The sequence below is a fragment of the Nostoc sp. UHCC 0252 genome, from assembly GCF_034931145.1.
Lineage (GTDB): Bacteria > Cyanobacteriota > Cyanobacteriia > Cyanobacteriales > Nostocaceae > Nostoc.
Map to the genome: position 1 here is coordinate 106,530 of NZ_JAYGHE010000016.1, position 14,879 is coordinate 121,408.

General features: G+C 43.7%; 12 protein-coding genes and 1 pseudogene. 4 read left to right on the forward strand and 9 right to left on the reverse strand.

What is annotated here, in order from left to right; genetic code table 11:
* Nucleotides 1-52 precede the first annotated feature (52 nt).
* The 4 genes from VB732_RS12745 to topA all read right to left on the reverse strand — a co-directional run bounded on the left by VB732_RS12745 (nucleotide 53) and on the right by topA (nucleotide 4,603).
* The gene (locus VB732_RS12745) at nucleotides 53-976 is read right to left on the reverse strand and encodes an ADP-ribosylglycohydrolase family protein (protein ID WP_323231200.1); all 924 of its coding nucleotides are present in this window, start codon (nucleotides 974-976) and stop codon (nucleotides 53-55) included.
* 111 nt (nucleotides 977-1,087) lie between these two features.
* Nucleotides 1,088-1,549, reverse strand: coding sequence for a type II 3-dehydroquinate dehydratase (gene aroQ, locus VB732_RS12750; protein WP_323231201.1), 462 nt, complete (start codon nucleotides 1,547-1,549; stop codon nucleotides 1,088-1,090).
* Nucleotides 1,550-1,556: 7 nt separating this feature from the next.
* The gene (locus tag VB732_RS12755) at nucleotides 1,557-1,697 is read right to left on the reverse strand and encodes a hypothetical protein (RefSeq protein ID WP_012410890.1); all 141 of its coding nucleotides are present in this window, start codon (nucleotides 1,695-1,697) and stop codon (nucleotides 1,557-1,559) included.
* 257 nt (nucleotides 1,698-1,954) lie between these two features.
* Nucleotides 1,955-4,603, reverse strand: a complete 2,649-nt coding sequence (gene topA / locus VB732_RS12760) for a type I DNA topoisomerase (RefSeq protein ID WP_323231202.1) — start codon at nucleotides 4,601-4,603, stop codon at nucleotides 1,955-1,957.
* Between the two features lie 428 nt (nucleotides 4,604-5,031).
* Here topA and VB732_RS12765 point away from each other — a divergent pair, with 428 nt between their 5' ends.
* From VB732_RS12765 to VB732_RS12775, 3 genes are all read left to right on the forward strand, one after another.
* Entirely contained in the window at nucleotides 5,032-5,325 is a 294-nt protein-coding gene (locus tag VB732_RS12765; protein ID WP_190913620.1) for a hypothetical protein, read from the forward strand.
* Nucleotides 5,312-6,367 carry a DUF6745 domain-containing protein gene (locus VB732_RS12770; protein ID WP_323231203.1) on the forward strand — a complete coding sequence of 352 codons (1,056 nt, stop codon included), beginning with the start codon at nucleotides 5,312-5,314 and terminating at the stop codon, nucleotides 6,365-6,367. Before VB732_RS12765 ends, VB732_RS12770 begins: the two co-directional genes overlap by 14 nt.
* Before the next feature lie 63 nt (nucleotides 6,368-6,430).
* Entirely contained in the window at nucleotides 6,431-6,598 is a 168-nt protein-coding gene (locus tag VB732_RS12775) for a hypothetical protein (RefSeq protein ID WP_323231204.1), read from the forward strand.
* Nucleotides 6,599-6,701: 103 nt separating this feature from the next.
* On the opposite strand, the pseudogene ltrA reads toward VB732_RS12775, so the two are convergent.
* The 3 genes and pseudogenes from ltrA to VB732_RS12790 form a co-directional block, all read right to left on the reverse strand.
* Nucleotides 6,702-7,898: pseudogene (ltrA, locus tag VB732_RS12780) on the reverse strand (group II intron reverse transcriptase/maturase); the annotation flags it as partial.
* Between the two features lie 120 nt (nucleotides 7,899-8,018).
* A complete protein-coding gene (locus VB732_RS12785) occupies nucleotides 8,019-11,147 on the reverse strand; it encodes an efflux RND transporter permease subunit (RefSeq protein ID WP_323231206.1) in 3,129 nt (1,042 codons plus the stop codon).
* A 5-nt stretch (nucleotides 11,148-11,152) separates the two neighbouring features.
* A complete protein-coding gene (locus VB732_RS12790) occupies nucleotides 11,153-11,869 on the reverse strand; it encodes a cobalt transporter (protein WP_323231207.1) in 717 nt (238 codons plus the stop codon).
* Between the two features lie 449 nt (nucleotides 11,870-12,318).
* On the opposite strand from VB732_RS12790, the gene VB732_RS12795 reads away from it, so the two are divergent.
* Nucleotides 12,319-13,635 carry a DNA methyltransferase gene (locus VB732_RS12795; protein WP_323231208.1) on the forward strand — a complete coding sequence of 439 codons (1,317 nt, stop codon included), beginning with the start codon at nucleotides 12,319-12,321 and terminating at the stop codon, nucleotides 13,633-13,635.
* Between the two features lie 4 nt (nucleotides 13,636-13,639).
* Here the strand turns inward: VB732_RS12795 and VB732_RS12800 are convergent, their stop codons facing one another.
* Nucleotides 13,640-14,410 carry a hypothetical protein gene (locus VB732_RS12800; protein ID WP_323231209.1) on the reverse strand — a complete coding sequence of 257 codons (771 nt, stop codon included), beginning with the start codon at nucleotides 14,408-14,410 and terminating at the stop codon, nucleotides 13,640-13,642.
* A complete protein-coding gene (locus VB732_RS12805) occupies nucleotides 14,403-14,627 on the reverse strand; it encodes a helix-turn-helix transcriptional regulator (protein WP_323231210.1) in 225 nt (74 codons plus the stop codon). Before VB732_RS12805 ends, VB732_RS12800 begins: the two co-directional genes overlap by 8 nt.
* Between the last annotated feature and the right edge of the window lie 252 nt (nucleotides 14,628-14,879).

The following is a 14,879-nucleotide window of genomic DNA, read 5'->3' on the forward strand; positions in this document are numbered from 1 at the left end:
GCTACTATTGCAACTAGGCCGGCGCAAGCTAATTCGTAATTCGTAATTATTGTTAACGCGACCGAATCACACGAGGAGCTGCGTAAACTGAAAGTAAAGCCATGTCACATCCCTTGTCTGTTAACTCCTTGGGATTTAGGGCGATATCATACACTCCTGACCATACTGCCACAAATGCATCGGTCAATTCTAACATTTGGGAAAAGCTAGTTAGTCCCCATACTGGAGAATTGCTTTGCAAGAGTGAGACTTGCCAATTTACAGGAATTGAGCCTATACCGTTATATGCTCCCGATAAAGCACCAGTAATTGCACCTGTAGCCTGTCTTACAAATGTAGAATTACCATCGTGAGTAGCCCGCAAAACTGCAAGGCGAAAGTCTTCTAAGGTACTCAAAAAGCAGTAAAATGCCATAGCAATAGTGTTACTGAGTTTTTCTTCTCTAGCAAACTCAGCTTGCGCCTTTGATAATCCCGTCCCTTGCTCTAATAAATTCTGGACTTTTAATAATTTTTTCGGTATTGATGTCGGCGTTTCACCGAGAAAAGCAATTGTTTGGGGAATGAGGGTAAGAGGGTTAAGTTTTTCAGTTAGGGCAAGAGCGATCGCATAAGCTACCGCTAATGTTCCATCCCTTACTACTGGGTCATCTTCCCAGATTTTGAGTACGCGCAGCAAGTTTTGCCGCAGCTTAATCGGATTTTCGTGAAAAAAAAGTGCTACTGGTAATGTGGCAATAATTATTTTTATTGATATATCATCAGCTGCTGCTAAATGAAGCGATTCTTGTTGCTGACGCGCTATCCAATCATCTAAATCTAATCTACCCAACGAAATTAAACTCTCAGTTCCCAGAATCGCCATTCTGCCCAAATCTGGGTAATTCTGAGACTGAATACCAGCAGGGGCTAAACTTCCGCCCAGAAATGCTCCGAGGAAAGTACCTCTAAACCGACTTACAGGAGAGTAACGCATACAATTTTGGATTTTGGGTCGCACCTTTGGTGCGCTTCCAGCGTAACTTAGATTTTGGATTGAATAATTTAACCCAAAATCCAAAATATCAAATCTAAAATTGAGTTATTTTTAATCTTTTCTTAAATGATTTACTAAAGCTTGTAAACCCAACAAGTAACTTTGAACACCAAAACCACTTATTTGCCCGATCGCAACTGGGGCGATGTATGAATGATGGCGAAAATCTTCCCGGCGGTATATATTACTCAGATGTACTTCGACTGTGGGCAAATTAACAGCCGCGATCGCATCTCGCAATGCCACACTTGTGTGAGTATACGCCCCTGCATTAATCAAAATCCCCTGATGTTGTCCTAGTGCCTCATGAATAGTATCTACTAAAATTCCTTCATGATTTGACTGCAAAGGAAAAACCTTCGCCTGTAACTTTAATCCTTCTTCCTCTAACAGGCGATTAATTTCAGCTAGCGTCAACGAACCATAAATTCCTGGTTCTCGCTGTCCTAGCAAATTTAAGTTTGGCCCATGCAGCACCAGAATGCTTAAGGATTGTGATGTCGAGTTCAGCACTTTGGGTTTAATGGCGACGACGCGAGCGATCGTTCACAGGAATCGGAATCAGTTCCGGTTCCGGTTCAGCCTCTGGCCCTAACAGACTTTCAATTAGCCTGCGAGCTAATTCCTTAAGCTTTTCCAGCACCTTTTCTATATAGTCCATGAACTGACGGCTCCTGAGATACTACCTCAATTTTTGATTAACAGGTACGCAGAAATTGGCATATTTTCGCACCTCTGGCTTCCAACCGGGCTGATACACAATCCCGTGTTTGGGACATAAGCCACTTCTAAAATTTGGCGTTGTGTTTTCCCTTACTTTTTAGAGTATCACACTTGCACCTACTGAACTGCATCCTATCAAGGATGGATATCATGGGTCAAGAGTTAAGCATCGGACTTTAGACTCTTGACTTGCAATTAACCTTCTGCCTTCTTTTTCTTCGCAGCCGTCGTTGATTTAGCAGTTGACTTAGATTTGGAACTCGCTGATTTAGTTGTTTTGCGAGTCGATTTCGCGGTCGATGCCTTAGCTGCCAACAGGTTCAGCGCTTCAGCCAGGGTTATATCCTCTACCGTTTGACCTTCTGGAATACTTACATTAGTTTTGCCATGCTTGATGTAAGGCCCATAAGGCCCATCGTAAATATTAATTGTTTCTTCATCATCTGGATGTGTACCCAATTCCCGTAAGGCTGCCTTGGACTTGCTGTTGGTGGAACTGCGTCCCTTTTTCGGTTCGGACAATAATTCCAATGCACGCTCTAGGGTAATTGTCAATACATTGTCAGCAGCTTTCAATGAACGGTAGTCTTTCCCTTCCTTACCCTGGTCATGAACCACATAAGGGCCAAAGCGCCCTAAACTTGCTTGGATTTTGGCTCCGGTGACTGGATGAACTCCCAATGTCCGGGGTAGTGCCAACAGACCAACAGCCATTTCCAGAGTAACGGTTTCTGGGGTGACACCCTTGAGTAGAGAAGCTTGTTTGGGTTTGGGGTTTTCGTCGGTTTTATCACCCAATTGGACATAAGGCCCATAAGCACCAATTTTCACATAAATCGGTTCGCCAGTTTCGGGATGCCTACCTACCTGGTCAGGGCCTGTGATTTTTTGTCGCAGCAATACTTCTACCTGTTTGGGGTCGAGGTCGGCTGGTGTCAGGTCTTTGGGGATTGAGGCGGTGATAACTCCCTCACCATTTTCGACTTCAATGTAGGGGCCATATTTCCCAATGCGGACTTTGGCATCTAGATTCTCTAGTTCTACAGTCCTAGCTTTGGTGGCATCAATTTGACTTTCCCTTTCTCTTACCAGGGTTTCCAGCCCTTTTTCTCCGAGATAGAATTGCTGCAAGTAGGGTAGCCATTTCGCTTCACCTGTAGAAATGTCATCAAGGGTTTGCTCCATCTTCGAGGTAAAACTAGGATCAACGATGTCTGGGAAATGTTTTTCCAGTAAATCGGTGACGGCGAAAGCGGTGAAGGTGGGAATAAGAGCGTTACTCACCAAATGGGCATAACCTTTGTCGATGATTGTGCCAATGATACTGGCGTAAGTACTGGGACGACCGATACCTTCACTTTCTAAGGTTTTCACCAAAGAAGCTTCGGTGTATCTAGCTGGCGGCTGAGTTTCGTGTCCAACTGCTTCTAAGTCTGTACAACTTGGATGATCTCCTACTTTCAGATTCGGCAAAATTACTTCTTGGTCTTCCAGTGCTGCTTCTGGGTCATCTGAGCCTTCGACGTAGGCGCGTAAGTATCCAGGAAATTCAATCCGTTTGCCAGAAGAACGGAATCCCGCATCCTCGACTTGTAATTGCACGCTAATTTGAGTTTGGCGGGAATCGGCCATTTGACAGGCAACAGTCCGCTTCCAAATCAAATCGTAAACGGCAAGTTCTCGACCGCCCAAACCAGTTTCTTGAGGGGTGCGGAAGGTGCTACCTGCTGGACGAATTGCTTCGTGTGCCTCTTGTGCGCCTTTAGATTTGGTAGTGTATTGCCGGGGTTGAGGACTGAGATATTGTTGACCGTAAAGTTTTTCTACAGAACTTCGAGCAGCTGCGATCGCTTGATCTGACAAATGCACCGAATCTGTCCGCATATAGGTAATATACCCTTGTTCGTACAAATTCTGGGCAACCCGCATTGTGTCACGGGCTGAGAGGCGCAATTTCCGGTTAGATTCTTGTTGCAGCGTCGAGGTGGTAAACGGTGGCGACGGCTTGCGCGTCACTGGGCGTTCTTCCATCTCGGTAACACTCCAGGTTTTCCCAGTTAGGCGTTCCTTGAGGGCTACCGCTTGGTCTTCGTTGAGTAACAAGACATTGCGACCTGCGATAATTTGTCCAGTCGTTGCGTCAAAATCACTGCCGTTAGCAATTTTGGTTCCTGCTAATGTTACCAACTGGGCTGCAAAAGGAGTTTTTTCCTTTGACAAACTGGCTTTCAAATCCCAGTACGTACCCTCATGGAAAGCCCGGCGTTGGCGTTCCCTAGTAACTAAAAGCCGCACAGCCACAGATTGCACCCGCCCAGCAGATAATCCCCAGGCGATCTTTTTCCACAGCAGGGGAGACAGGGTATAGCCCACAAGTCGATCTAAAATCCGCCGCGTTTCTTGGGCGCGAACCAACTGCTCATCAATTTGGCGGCAGTCTTTTAGAGCTTTTTTGATTGCCTCTTGGGTAATTTCGTGAAATACCATCCGCTTAGTCGGAACTTTTGGCTTCAGCAATTGGAATAAATGCCAACTAATGCTTTCACCTTCCCGGTCTTCGTCCGTTGCCAGAATTAGTTCATCTACATCTTTAAGGGCTTCTTTAAGCTGGGTGACAATTTTCTTTTTGTCTTTTGGGACAACATATACCGGTTCAAAGTCGGCGTCCACATTTACCCCTAGCTGCGCCCATGTTTCCCCCTTGACGGCAGCAGGAATTTCACTAGCCGACTGGGGTAAGTCACGCACATGACCCATAGACGCTTCCACCCGATAGCCTGCTGGCAGGTAGTTGCGAATGGTACGAGCTTTGGTTGGAGATTCGACGATGACGAGGGTTGACATGGAAATTTTAATAAAAAGAAGAGCTACTAAGCTAAACAGTCAAATTGAGGTAATTTTTGCAAATTGTCAAGATAAAAGGTCGCGCTTAGGGCGGTGATTTAATCCTCACATAAACTGTCTGCTTGGGAGAAAATCCCCTGAACTTATGGCCCAGTCTGTCCCAAAGGATAGAAGAGGCTACGCTGGGTGTGAATTTCCAGCTATTTCAATCTTTAACTTATCTAACGCATAATTGGCGACTACAGTTTTAAAATTTGGGAATTGGGAATGGGGAATAGAAGCAGGGGGAGCAGGGGAAGCAGGGGAAGAATAAATATTGAATTGACCTATGCATAATGCCCCAATCCTTAAGAGCTTGTGCCAAAATTAAACCAAACTAGAGAGTAAAAGCGAAGTAGGGTTTGTACCCATGTCAGGAAAGCAAAACCATGCAACCGATTCGACAAGGTGATGTAATTTTACTGCCTGTACAGCAAATTGAAGGACAAAAAATACCTCACTTAACTTTGGCAGAAGGCGAAGTCACGGGGCACAAGCATCGCATTACTGAGGGAAACGCCGAATTATACGAGAAAGATAGCACACTTTATTTACGTGTGTTTTCAGAGTCGGCATTACTAGCTCATGAAGAGCATAAAGCTATTTCTATTCCCCAAGGTGACTGGATGGTGAAAATTCAACGGGAATATGAGCCTGAAGGTTGGCGTTATGTCGCTGATTGAAAATTTAACGCCTGAAGAAGAGGCTTTGATTCCAGTGTATCGGGAAAAGTGGCAGAAAATTGCGCTTTCGACCGAGCGGATTGATCGTGAAAAAGCTGCGGAAGTTGTCAAAGCTGCATATACAGCTATCAATAAACAAGATCCGGAAATTATTTTTTGTGAAAGTCCTTATGCTGGTTTAAAAATTATTTATCAACACCTACCTAATTTAAGTTTTAATAATCTAGAGTTTCTAAGTTTAAATGATAAGCTTTGCGGTTATATTACGGCAAGTTTAACTAATAAAGATAGAGAATTTTCATATCAAATAAATACTCAGATTTTTGAAAAGTTAACTGTTATTGAACCAAGCTTTAGTCCACGAGAATATGTATTAGAAGATAAATTCCCAAATCAGCCTAAATTCAATATATATTTAGGAGATCGTCTCTGGTTAAATTTACAAAAGTTGGCGAATCGTTGTTGTCGTGTGGATTTTTACATTTCTGTATTAAATTATTCTTACAGCAAAAAAAGATGGGAAACTTTACAGTCTTTATCAAGGTTTTGTGGTTGGATTTCTCCATTTGAAAAATTTTGTATAGTATGCGATCGCCCCCTTCACCTGCGCTTCGACAATCAAAATCGCCTCCACGCTGAAGGCGAACCCGCTATTGAATTTACTGATGGATATAGCCTCTACTCCTACCACGGTGTAACCTTGCCTGAACAATACGGTAAAATCCACCCGCAGCAATGGCAATCTCAATGGCTTTTAACAGAAGAAAATGCCGAACTACGCCGAGTACTAATTCAAGGTATTGGTTATGCCAGAATTTGCCAAGAATTACAAGCTATTGAATTAGATTTTTGGAAAGAATACACGCTATTAAAAATAGATAATGATGTAGATGAAGAACCAATTTACTTATTAAAAATGACTTGCTCCAGTACAGGGTTTATTCACGCCTTGCGAGTCCCACCAAATATGAAATCAGCGCGTGAGGCAATTCGCTGGGTAAATTGGGGCGTAAATCCAGAAGAATTTGCTGTGCAAACATAATTGCTTAAAGGACTTCCCCATTTAGAAATCGTTCAAATAGGTAAAAATTCTTAATTAGTAAAAATGATTTACACGCTAACACCTGAGCAAGAGGCTTTGGTCGAATCTTTTGGGCAAGGGCTTCTAAGCGATCGCTCTAATTCATATTTCTATTCTGCAACGCCCACTTTAGTACTCAAAATAATTACTCGTCATCCGTTGATGAAATCTAAATTGCTCAATTATAAATAATAAATCAATCTAGAAATCATACAATTTTTCTCGAAAACTTTATTTCAATATAGTCTGATGTCTAAAGTTAGTAAAATGCTGATTTTACATTCCCGTTTTTATTAATTTGGCAAAAGTAGTTAGACCATCCTGTTATTACCGGATTTAGTTGGCTGATTAACGCCACTTGTGGCGCTGCTTTATGGTCGTCGATGATACTTGCTACTCGGGCGTAATGTATCTTTTGCTTTTCCTTGCTTGGGGTGATGATTGTCTTGAAACCTTGTTTTGAGTCGTATTTACTCACCTTCCACTGTCTTATGTTAAAACCAAGGAAGTTAAAACCTGGTTTTTCTGACCCATACTCATTTAGGGTGTGGGTTAGACGTGTTTTGTCAGGTTTCAATTCAAGACCCATGTCTATTAACCATTCAGAGATTATCTCCCTGCATCTTTGGACAACGGTTATGTCTTTATGGAGAATCACAAAGTCATCGGCGTATCGGACTAAGGTTAGGCTTTTGCATTTTACTTGCCAGCTTACTTGCCCTTTACCTGTTGATTTTTTCATATCTAAGGTTTTGGCAAATTTCTTAATTCGTTCTTCCATCCCGTGAAGGGCAATATTTGCCAGTAATGGAGAAATGACCCCGCCCTGTGGCGTACCCTCAGATGTTGGAAACAACTGCTTACCGTCCATCACCCCCGCTTTTAACCATGCTCTAATTTGTCGGCGTATGGTGGGAGATGTATTTAATTTTCTTAGCAGTGCTTCATGGTCGATGCGGTCGAAGCATTTTGCGATGTCGGCATCAAGCACATATTTACTTTTCTGATTAATCGTATTAAATATGGCTTCAATTGCATCGTGACATGAGCGCCCAGGTCTGAACCCGTATGAGTTAGGTTCAAATCGCGCTTCCCATTCAGGCTCCAATGCCAGTTTGAACAGCGCTTGCAAGGCTCGGTCGTTCATTACGAGAATTCCCAGAGGTCGTTTCTCATCCGTTCCTGGCTTGGGAATCCAAACCCGTCTTGTCGGTTTTACCTTTGAGTTGGGTTTTAATTTGGCAACCAGTTCTAAACGTGCTTCTGGGGATAGTGACTTAACACCGTCCACTCCTGCCGTCTTTTTACCTTGGTTATCTTGTGTTACCCGACGAACCGATAAACACTTTGCTGCCCAGGAATTCATCAGCGTCTTTTGGAGTCTGCGAAATGCTTTGACATCACCACGACGAGATGCTTTGTAAATTCGTTTTTGCAACTTAAAAACACGTCTTTCTAACTTACGCCAGTTGATGTGTTTCCATTCCACCATCGATTCATTGTCCCTTACCTTCTTGATTCGGTTGGTCTTCAGAGGAATAAAACCGTTTTTAGTTTGTCAACTTGAGAATGTAAAGATGTTTTTATAGTACCAATCACAAGATCATCGTTATTAGTTTGACCATGTTTGGTTAATCAAAACAGGTTTCTGTTGAGGCATCAACTGTTTGCCAAATTTGGCGTAGAGAGCCGGAATAACTAATAAAGTCAAAGCTGTAGATGTAAATAAACCGCCCAAAACTACAATTGCCAAGGGTTGTAGAATTTCGTTGCCGGCTCCACTGGCGATCGCCAAAGGCAGCATCCCTAGCGCAGAAGTGAGTGCAGTCATCAGAATGGCATTAACTCGTTCTAGAGAACCGTTGATAATTACATCTTTGAGGGGCATTCCCTGAGCAAACTTATTGTTGTAGTTGTCTACCAACAACAAGCCATTGCGGACGGCAACGCCAAATAGGGTAATGAATCCAATTAAAGAAGCGATCGAAATCACGCCGCCACTCAAAGCAATGGAGATAATACCACCCACTAAAGCCAAAGGCAGATTGAGCATGATGGCGATTGTCGCGGAAAGTGATTTAACGGAGAAGAACATCAACACAGCAATCACAATCGCTGCCAAGATACTAAATACCAGGAGATTATTAGTAGCACGTTGCTCCGATTCAAACTGTCCGCCGTACTGGATGAAGTAGCCATTAGGGAGTTTGATTTTCTGTTTAATTTGGGATTGAATATCGCTGACAACACTTCCCAAATCGCGATCGGCAACGTTTGCCGAAACGACAATCAGCCGTGACACATCTTCCCGATTCACAACATTCGCTCCCATACCGTAGTCTACTTTGGCTACAGCACCCAGCTGGATAGTTTGACCAGTTGGGGTAGTAATGGGAATAGCGCGAATGGCATTTAAACTATTGCGGGCTTTCTCTGTCAAGGAGATAGAAATATCAATAAGCTGCTGATTTTCTGCCACTTGCGACACTACACGACCATTTAAAGCAGTTTCCACCACGTTTGACAACTGCTCCATACTCAATCCATAGGTTGCGGCAGCCGCGCGATCATAATGGATTTGTACCTGACGAATGGGTAGTTGGGGTTCAAGCTGCAAATCTACAACGCCAGCGATGGGCTGAATCACATCTCGCACTTGTTCGCCAATCTTTCGCAGTTCTGTTAAATCCGGGCCAAAGATTTTCACAGCGATCGCACTTCTCACCCCCGACAGCACTTCATCCATGCGGTGAGAAATAAATCCACCAATGTTAGATGCTACACCAGGCAGTTTATTAAACTCTTGCCGCAATTGTTTAATACTGCCTTCGCGGTCTTGGAGGGCGCGATCGCTCAGTTCTACATCCACATGAGCCATACTCACTCCCGCCCCATCTGCATCCCCTGGAGTGCGTCCTGCCCGTACTTGCACCCACTCATACAAAGGATTATCTTTAAGCGCACTAGACAGTGCTATCCCAGCCCGATTGGTCATATCGAGGGAAACACCCGGAAATAAAACCATTGAATTGACCAATGATTTCTCCTGAAATTCGGGCAGAAACACTCGTCCGAGGGAGGGAATGATCGCAAAAGCAGCAACCAAGGTTGCAAGTGCTACACCCAGAATAATTTGGGGCGATCGCAACGATAGATTTAACAATGGACGATATAACCGTTCTGCCCAACGGGAAATGAATGTACCTTCTTGCGGTAGGGTTTGGTTGGCTAGCAGAATTGCACACAGGGCAGGCGAAAGGGTCATGGCCACCAAAGTAGACGCACAGATTGAGAGCAAATACGCAAAACCCATCGGTGCAAAAATATTGCCCTCAACACCTGTCAAACTAAAAATTGGTGCAAACACGACCACAATGATCACTGTGGAAAAAATCACGGCTAACCGCACCTGTACAGAGGTGTCATACACCACCTGAAAGGGATGCTTCGGGTTGCCCTGCGCCTGATTGGTTCGCAGTCCGCGATAGCAGTTCTCCATGTCCACGATTGAGTCATCCACAACTGAACCAATGGCTACGACTAAACCGCCCAAGGTCATAGTGTTAATGCCCAAGCCAAAAGCTTTCATGAACATTAAGCCAATCAACAGTGACAGAGGAATGGCACTCAGAGTAATTACGGCGGTACGCCAATTCATCAAAAATAACAGCATAATCACCGACACGATGATGATGCCTTGAATCAGGGAACTGCTGACATTGGCAATGGCAGTATCAATAAAGTTAGACTGCCGGAATGTTCGTTTCACTTGCACATCAGGGGGAAATGTCGCCTGCAAAGATTGCAGCACCGCTTCTACTGCTTTTGTCACGGTGGGAGTATCAACATCAGGCTGTTTGTTAATCATCATTACCACAGCCGGTTGCCCATTAAAACTAGCATCTCCCCGCTTCAGTGCTGCACCCGTTTGTACTTGCGCCACATCTTTGAGCAAAATCGGTTTGCCATCTTGTACCTTCACCACGGATTGCTGCAAGTCTGCAATTGATTTTACCTGCCCAATACCGCGCACCAAAAGTTCTTGACCGCCGCCAATCAAGAATCCACCAGGAGCGTTAGAATTTGCGCCTTTGGTAGCATTGGTAATTTCGGTCAGCGAAACATTGAGCGATCGCAATTTTTCTGGATCAACTAGCACCTGTTCCTGTCGTTCATCCCCACCGTAAACGGTGACTTGGGTGACTCCCGGCACAGACAACATTTGGTTGCTCAGGGTGCTATCCACCAGACGGCGCAAATCCATTAGCGAGGTTTTCCCCTGCCCATTCACCGTAAAGGCATACTGTAAAATCGTACCCAACGGCGATGCTAACGGTGAAATTTCTGGCGGATGCACCCCTTCAGGTAACTGATTTGTCACCTGCTGGAGTCGTTCTGTCACTGATTGCCGCGCTTTATAAATGTCGGCATCCTGGTCAAACACCACCTGCACCATCGATAGCCCGACTTTGGAGGAAGAACGCACCGTAGTCACCCCTGGCAAACCATTCACCGCGCTTTCAATTGGCACGGTAATTTGTGATTCCACTTCCTCTGGAGCTAGTCCAGTTGCTTCGGTATGAATATCCACTTGGGGGGGCGCAAATTCAGGAAACACGTCCAGTGGCATCTGTGTGACAGTGAACACTCCCCACGCCGTCACTAGAATCGCACAGATAACTATAAACCAACGCTGAGTAATTGAGTTTTTGAGAATCTGATTGAGAATGGAGTTCAACATCTCAATTAAACGCCTCCCTTGTTCTTGCGATTGCCAGCGATAACAGCGATCGCTCCGCCCACAAGTACGACTCCACCACCAACTCCTGCTAAGATACCCATCGGGAATCCGCCCGATGATTGCTGAGTTGTTTCACCAGCCTGTGAGACGAGATTACCGCTAGCATCATGGCTATGAGGTATTCCTTTAGCATCTGCCTGAGCATGGGCTGCATCAGTTTTAGGAGTGGCACTCGCGGCTGGACTGGGTGCTGTATCGGCGGTTTGGCTGTTGGGAGTGGCGATCGCTGCTGGACTGGGTACTGTATCGGCGGTTTGAGTTTTACGCGATTCAGCATAGAGCGACAAACTACCTTGAGTAACGAGCTTTTCCCCAATTGACAATCCTTTGGTCACTTGGATCAGTTCGCCTTTGGTCGCGCCAGTTGTAATTTCCACTGGCTCATAAAAATTCTCATACTGCACAAAAACTAGCTGCTTGCCATCAGCATCAACTAATGCCGTCACCGGAATCATCACAGCAGATCCAGATTTAGCAGAGGAGGCGATCGGCGTGACAACAATACCTAAAAGTTGATCTGTTTGAGCATTGACTTTCACGCGATTAATGCCGTCCGTTGCCTGAAATTCATCACCATGTCCAGTGTGAGCAAATACAGCTGTGGGCGCACTAATAATTAAACTGGCTGCCAGAATGGAACTCGCTAGCATAAAAGGTTTCATAATCACTCCTCACAATGGATACTGAATTAAACAAAAGTTCTCCATAGGTCAGATGAAATCCAGGTGAAATTGCAGATGTTTTTGTAAAATCAGAGCTTCATGGTTGATTTCCCTGAAGTGATGCGAATTTTACTGGTGGAAGTGAATAACCCATTTAAGAAGGTTGTTTATAAGGAAAGATTCCGCTACAATGCCGGCTTTGGGGATTAAACAGAACAGTTCGGTATAAACACCTTATAGAACTTATAGAAGGGGATTATATGGAAGCATTCGGTATAGTAAATAGTTGGGCAGCTTTAGGTTATCGGCAAGCAGATCCATGATGCCGTTGAAAAGCAAAGAAACCTCCTCTCAAAGGACGGCATGAAGAACTTTTGAAAATCATGGCTGTTCACCTTAAGACTTAAGGTGGTAATCTAAGCTACTTATAGTCATCACGGATGAGTGCAATGTCGACAGCCAATCAACTTTCCTTGGATTTAGATAGCAATAATGAGTCTGACAGTATTAGTGAGCGAGTAAAATACAGTCCTATTCACGTTTCTGAGTCCACATTCCTAGCGGGACTATCTGTTCACATTCACAGATGGTTCAGATTAACTCCTAGTTTTGCTCCTGATCTTGTTCGCGAGATGCTTCATGAGCTGAATGCGGAGATAGGAGATTATATTCTTGATCCTTTTTCTGGGGCAGGAACAACAGCTATTGAATCAGCCCTAGAAGGTTTTGATTCTTTAGGATTTGAAATTAATCCATTTTTGTACTTCGTAAATCGTACTTCTCTAAACTGGAGCCTTGATACAGAATCATTACAATTGCATCTGTCAAGAATTCTTAACGATTTCTACGATTCACGTGAGAAAGCTTCTTTTGAGACTTTAGAAGAGTTTGGCTATAAAATTCCTCCCATCCATAATCCAACACGGTGGTGGCGACCAGATATATTAAAGGATTTACTTGCTCTAAAGCAGTGTATCTACAAAATTAAAAACCAAAATGAGTGTGATTTTTTTCGGCTAGCACTTGCTGGGGTGCTGGTTCCTGACTTAACAAATGTGACTCTTGGACGGTTACAGCTTCATTTCATAAATCGTGATAATGATGAGATTGATGTGGCAGAGATTTTTACTAAACATACTCAGCAAATGATCAAAGACTTGTGCAGCGTTCAAAAATTACCTAGGCTTGGGAGTTCAAAAGTTTTTCTTCAAAACTCAACTAATTTATCTAACGTAAATCTACACAAAAAAGTTGATTGCGTCATAACTTCACCTCCCTACCCAAACCGCTATAGCTACGTTTGGAATACCAGACCACATCTCTATATGTTAGATTTCATCTCGGCTGCTAAGGAAGCATCCTCAATAGACAAAGAAACTATAGGAGGAACTTGGGGTACTGCAACTTCTGAGTTATCGAAAGGCGTATTTCCTCCACTCAATAAAGCAGTAGAAGAAGCTGTCGGTTCGACCATATCTGCTATACGTGAGCAAGACAATCTAATGGCAAATTATGCCGTTCACTATTTCAACCGCTTAACAGCACATTTAATAGAGCTAGAGCGCATAAGTTCTCCAAATCTGCGTATTGCTTATGTTGTTGGAAACTCATGGCTTAAGGGAGTGTACATTGAAACTGATGTAATTCTTGCTGAGATACTAGATCGCTTAAAATTGGGTTATACAATCAACTCAGTTCATCGATTCAGGAAACGTAATAGCGGCAAGGAGCTTTTCGAGTCAATTGTATATGCATCGAAAAGCTAACCCCTTATATTTCAACGTTTTGAAAAGCCTCCGATGTGAATATACTTTTCATAACTCTTTGAACCTCATTATGAATTTCCTCTTTCACCTCTGGTTCATCCATGAACTTTAGGAAATCAATGCCAAAAAGTTCTGAAGTAAACTGTGAAGCTTGTTCCCCTTGGAGAAAATACCATCCGGCGCGAGTAAGACGATTAATTGCATCATCTCTTGGGCTAATTGCGCTGTAGATTAAGTATATGGGAAATAAATTAGCTGCCTTGAGATGCCCAACCATAGAAATGTCTTTTCTCAATCGAGCACTGTCATTTGGATTGAAGTTATATCTTATTTCAATGCCTGCACCATCAGTTCCCGAGTCAGAAAAACCAAATTTTTGTAGTGTTGTACGAACATGGTTCTCATCATTGCTAGATACCGAGGAAAACCTCAGTCCGATATCTAATTCTAAGCCGTCAAACTTTTCTGCGACCTGTTCTGGAGTTATGTTGAACCGAGCTGATGCAACAAAACGAGGAAGTTTATCGTAAATTTCCCCTAAACGCCTTCCAACACTAATGCTCATACGCCCAATTAAACGAACCAGAACATATTCAGGACAATCGAGAGCAAACTTCGAGTAAACAGGGTCAGTTTTGAGATTTTGGAGTTCTCGTTGATAATTTTGGGCGCTGAAGTCGTTCTGGATCTTTGCCTCCCATCCTTGAATATGGGATTTAAGAATATTCAGAAAACGTTGTTCAACAACATTTGGAGGAGTTTCCGCGTTACTCATTACTGTCGTTCGCCTGAAGTAAAGTAGCAGGGTCGACACCAAGAGCCAAGGCTAGTTTTTCAATATTGCCAATACTGATGTTGCGCTCGCCTCTTTCAACTGCACCAACATAAGTCCGATGTAGACCTGCTCGATGAGCCAGTTCTTCCTGGGACAAGCCACGTTCAAGCCGGATGCATCGAAGATTTTTGGAAAAGATAGTAATTAACGACCCCATATAACTTTGATATAGGGAAGATGACAATAAGTCGACAGACAATAAGTAGCATCACTATTTCTAGCCTTATAGTCTTATTTCAAGGTAATTGCCAAGCAGCCCAACAACCCCCTTGCAACGGACGGAATAGAGATATAGGGCGTGTCATCAATTGAGCCAAATGACAGAAGCTGTTCATGAGCGATCGCCCACTATGGATGAAAGAAACCATTCTGTTTTCTTAGGAGAGGGATATGCCACGATAGTCCGTAA

What these genes read in the sequence shown, in the direction of transcription:
- VB732_RS12745 (WP_323231200.1), bottom strand. Translation starts at nt 976, where the DNA reads ATGCGTTACTCTCCTGTAAGTCGGTTTAGAGGTACTTTCCTCGGAGCA.
- VB732_RS12765 (WP_190913620.1), top strand. Translation starts at nt 5,032, where the DNA reads ATGCAACCGATTCGACAAGGTGATGTAATTTTACTGCCTGTACAGCAA.
- VB732_RS12775 (WP_323231204.1), top strand. Translation starts at nt 6,431, where the DNA reads ATGATTTACACGCTAACACCTGAGCAAGAGGCTTTGGTCGAATCTTTT.
- VB732_RS12790 (WP_323231207.1), bottom strand. Translation starts at nt 11,869, where the DNA reads ATGAAACCTTTTATGCTAGCGAGTTCCATTCTGGCAGCCAGTTTAATT.
- VB732_RS12800 (WP_323231209.1), bottom strand. Translation starts at nt 14,410, where the DNA reads ATGAGTAACGCGGAAACTCCTCCAAATGTTGTTGAACAACGTTTTCTG.
- VB732_RS12770 (WP_323231203.1), top strand. Translation starts at nt 5,312, where the DNA reads ATGTCGCTGATTGAAAATTTAACGCCTGAAGAAGAGGCTTTGATTCCA.
- VB732_RS12755 (WP_012410890.1), bottom strand. Translation starts at nt 1,697, where the DNA reads ATGGACTATATAGAAAAGGTGCTGGAAAAGCTTAAGGAATTAGCTCGC.
- topA (WP_323231202.1), bottom strand. Translation starts at nt 4,603, where the DNA reads ATGTCAACCCTCGTCATCGTCGAATCTCCAACCAAAGCTCGTACCATT.
- VB732_RS12805 (WP_323231210.1), bottom strand. Translation starts at nt 14,627, where the DNA reads ATGGGGTCGTTAATTACTATCTTTTCCAAAAATCTTCGATGCATCCGG.
- VB732_RS12785 (WP_323231206.1), bottom strand. Translation starts at nt 11,147, where the DNA reads ATGTTGAACTCCATTCTCAATCAGATTCTCAAAAACTCAATTACTCAG.
- VB732_RS12795 (WP_323231208.1), top strand. Translation starts at nt 12,319, where the DNA reads ATGTCGACAGCCAATCAACTTTCCTTGGATTTAGATAGCAATAATGAG.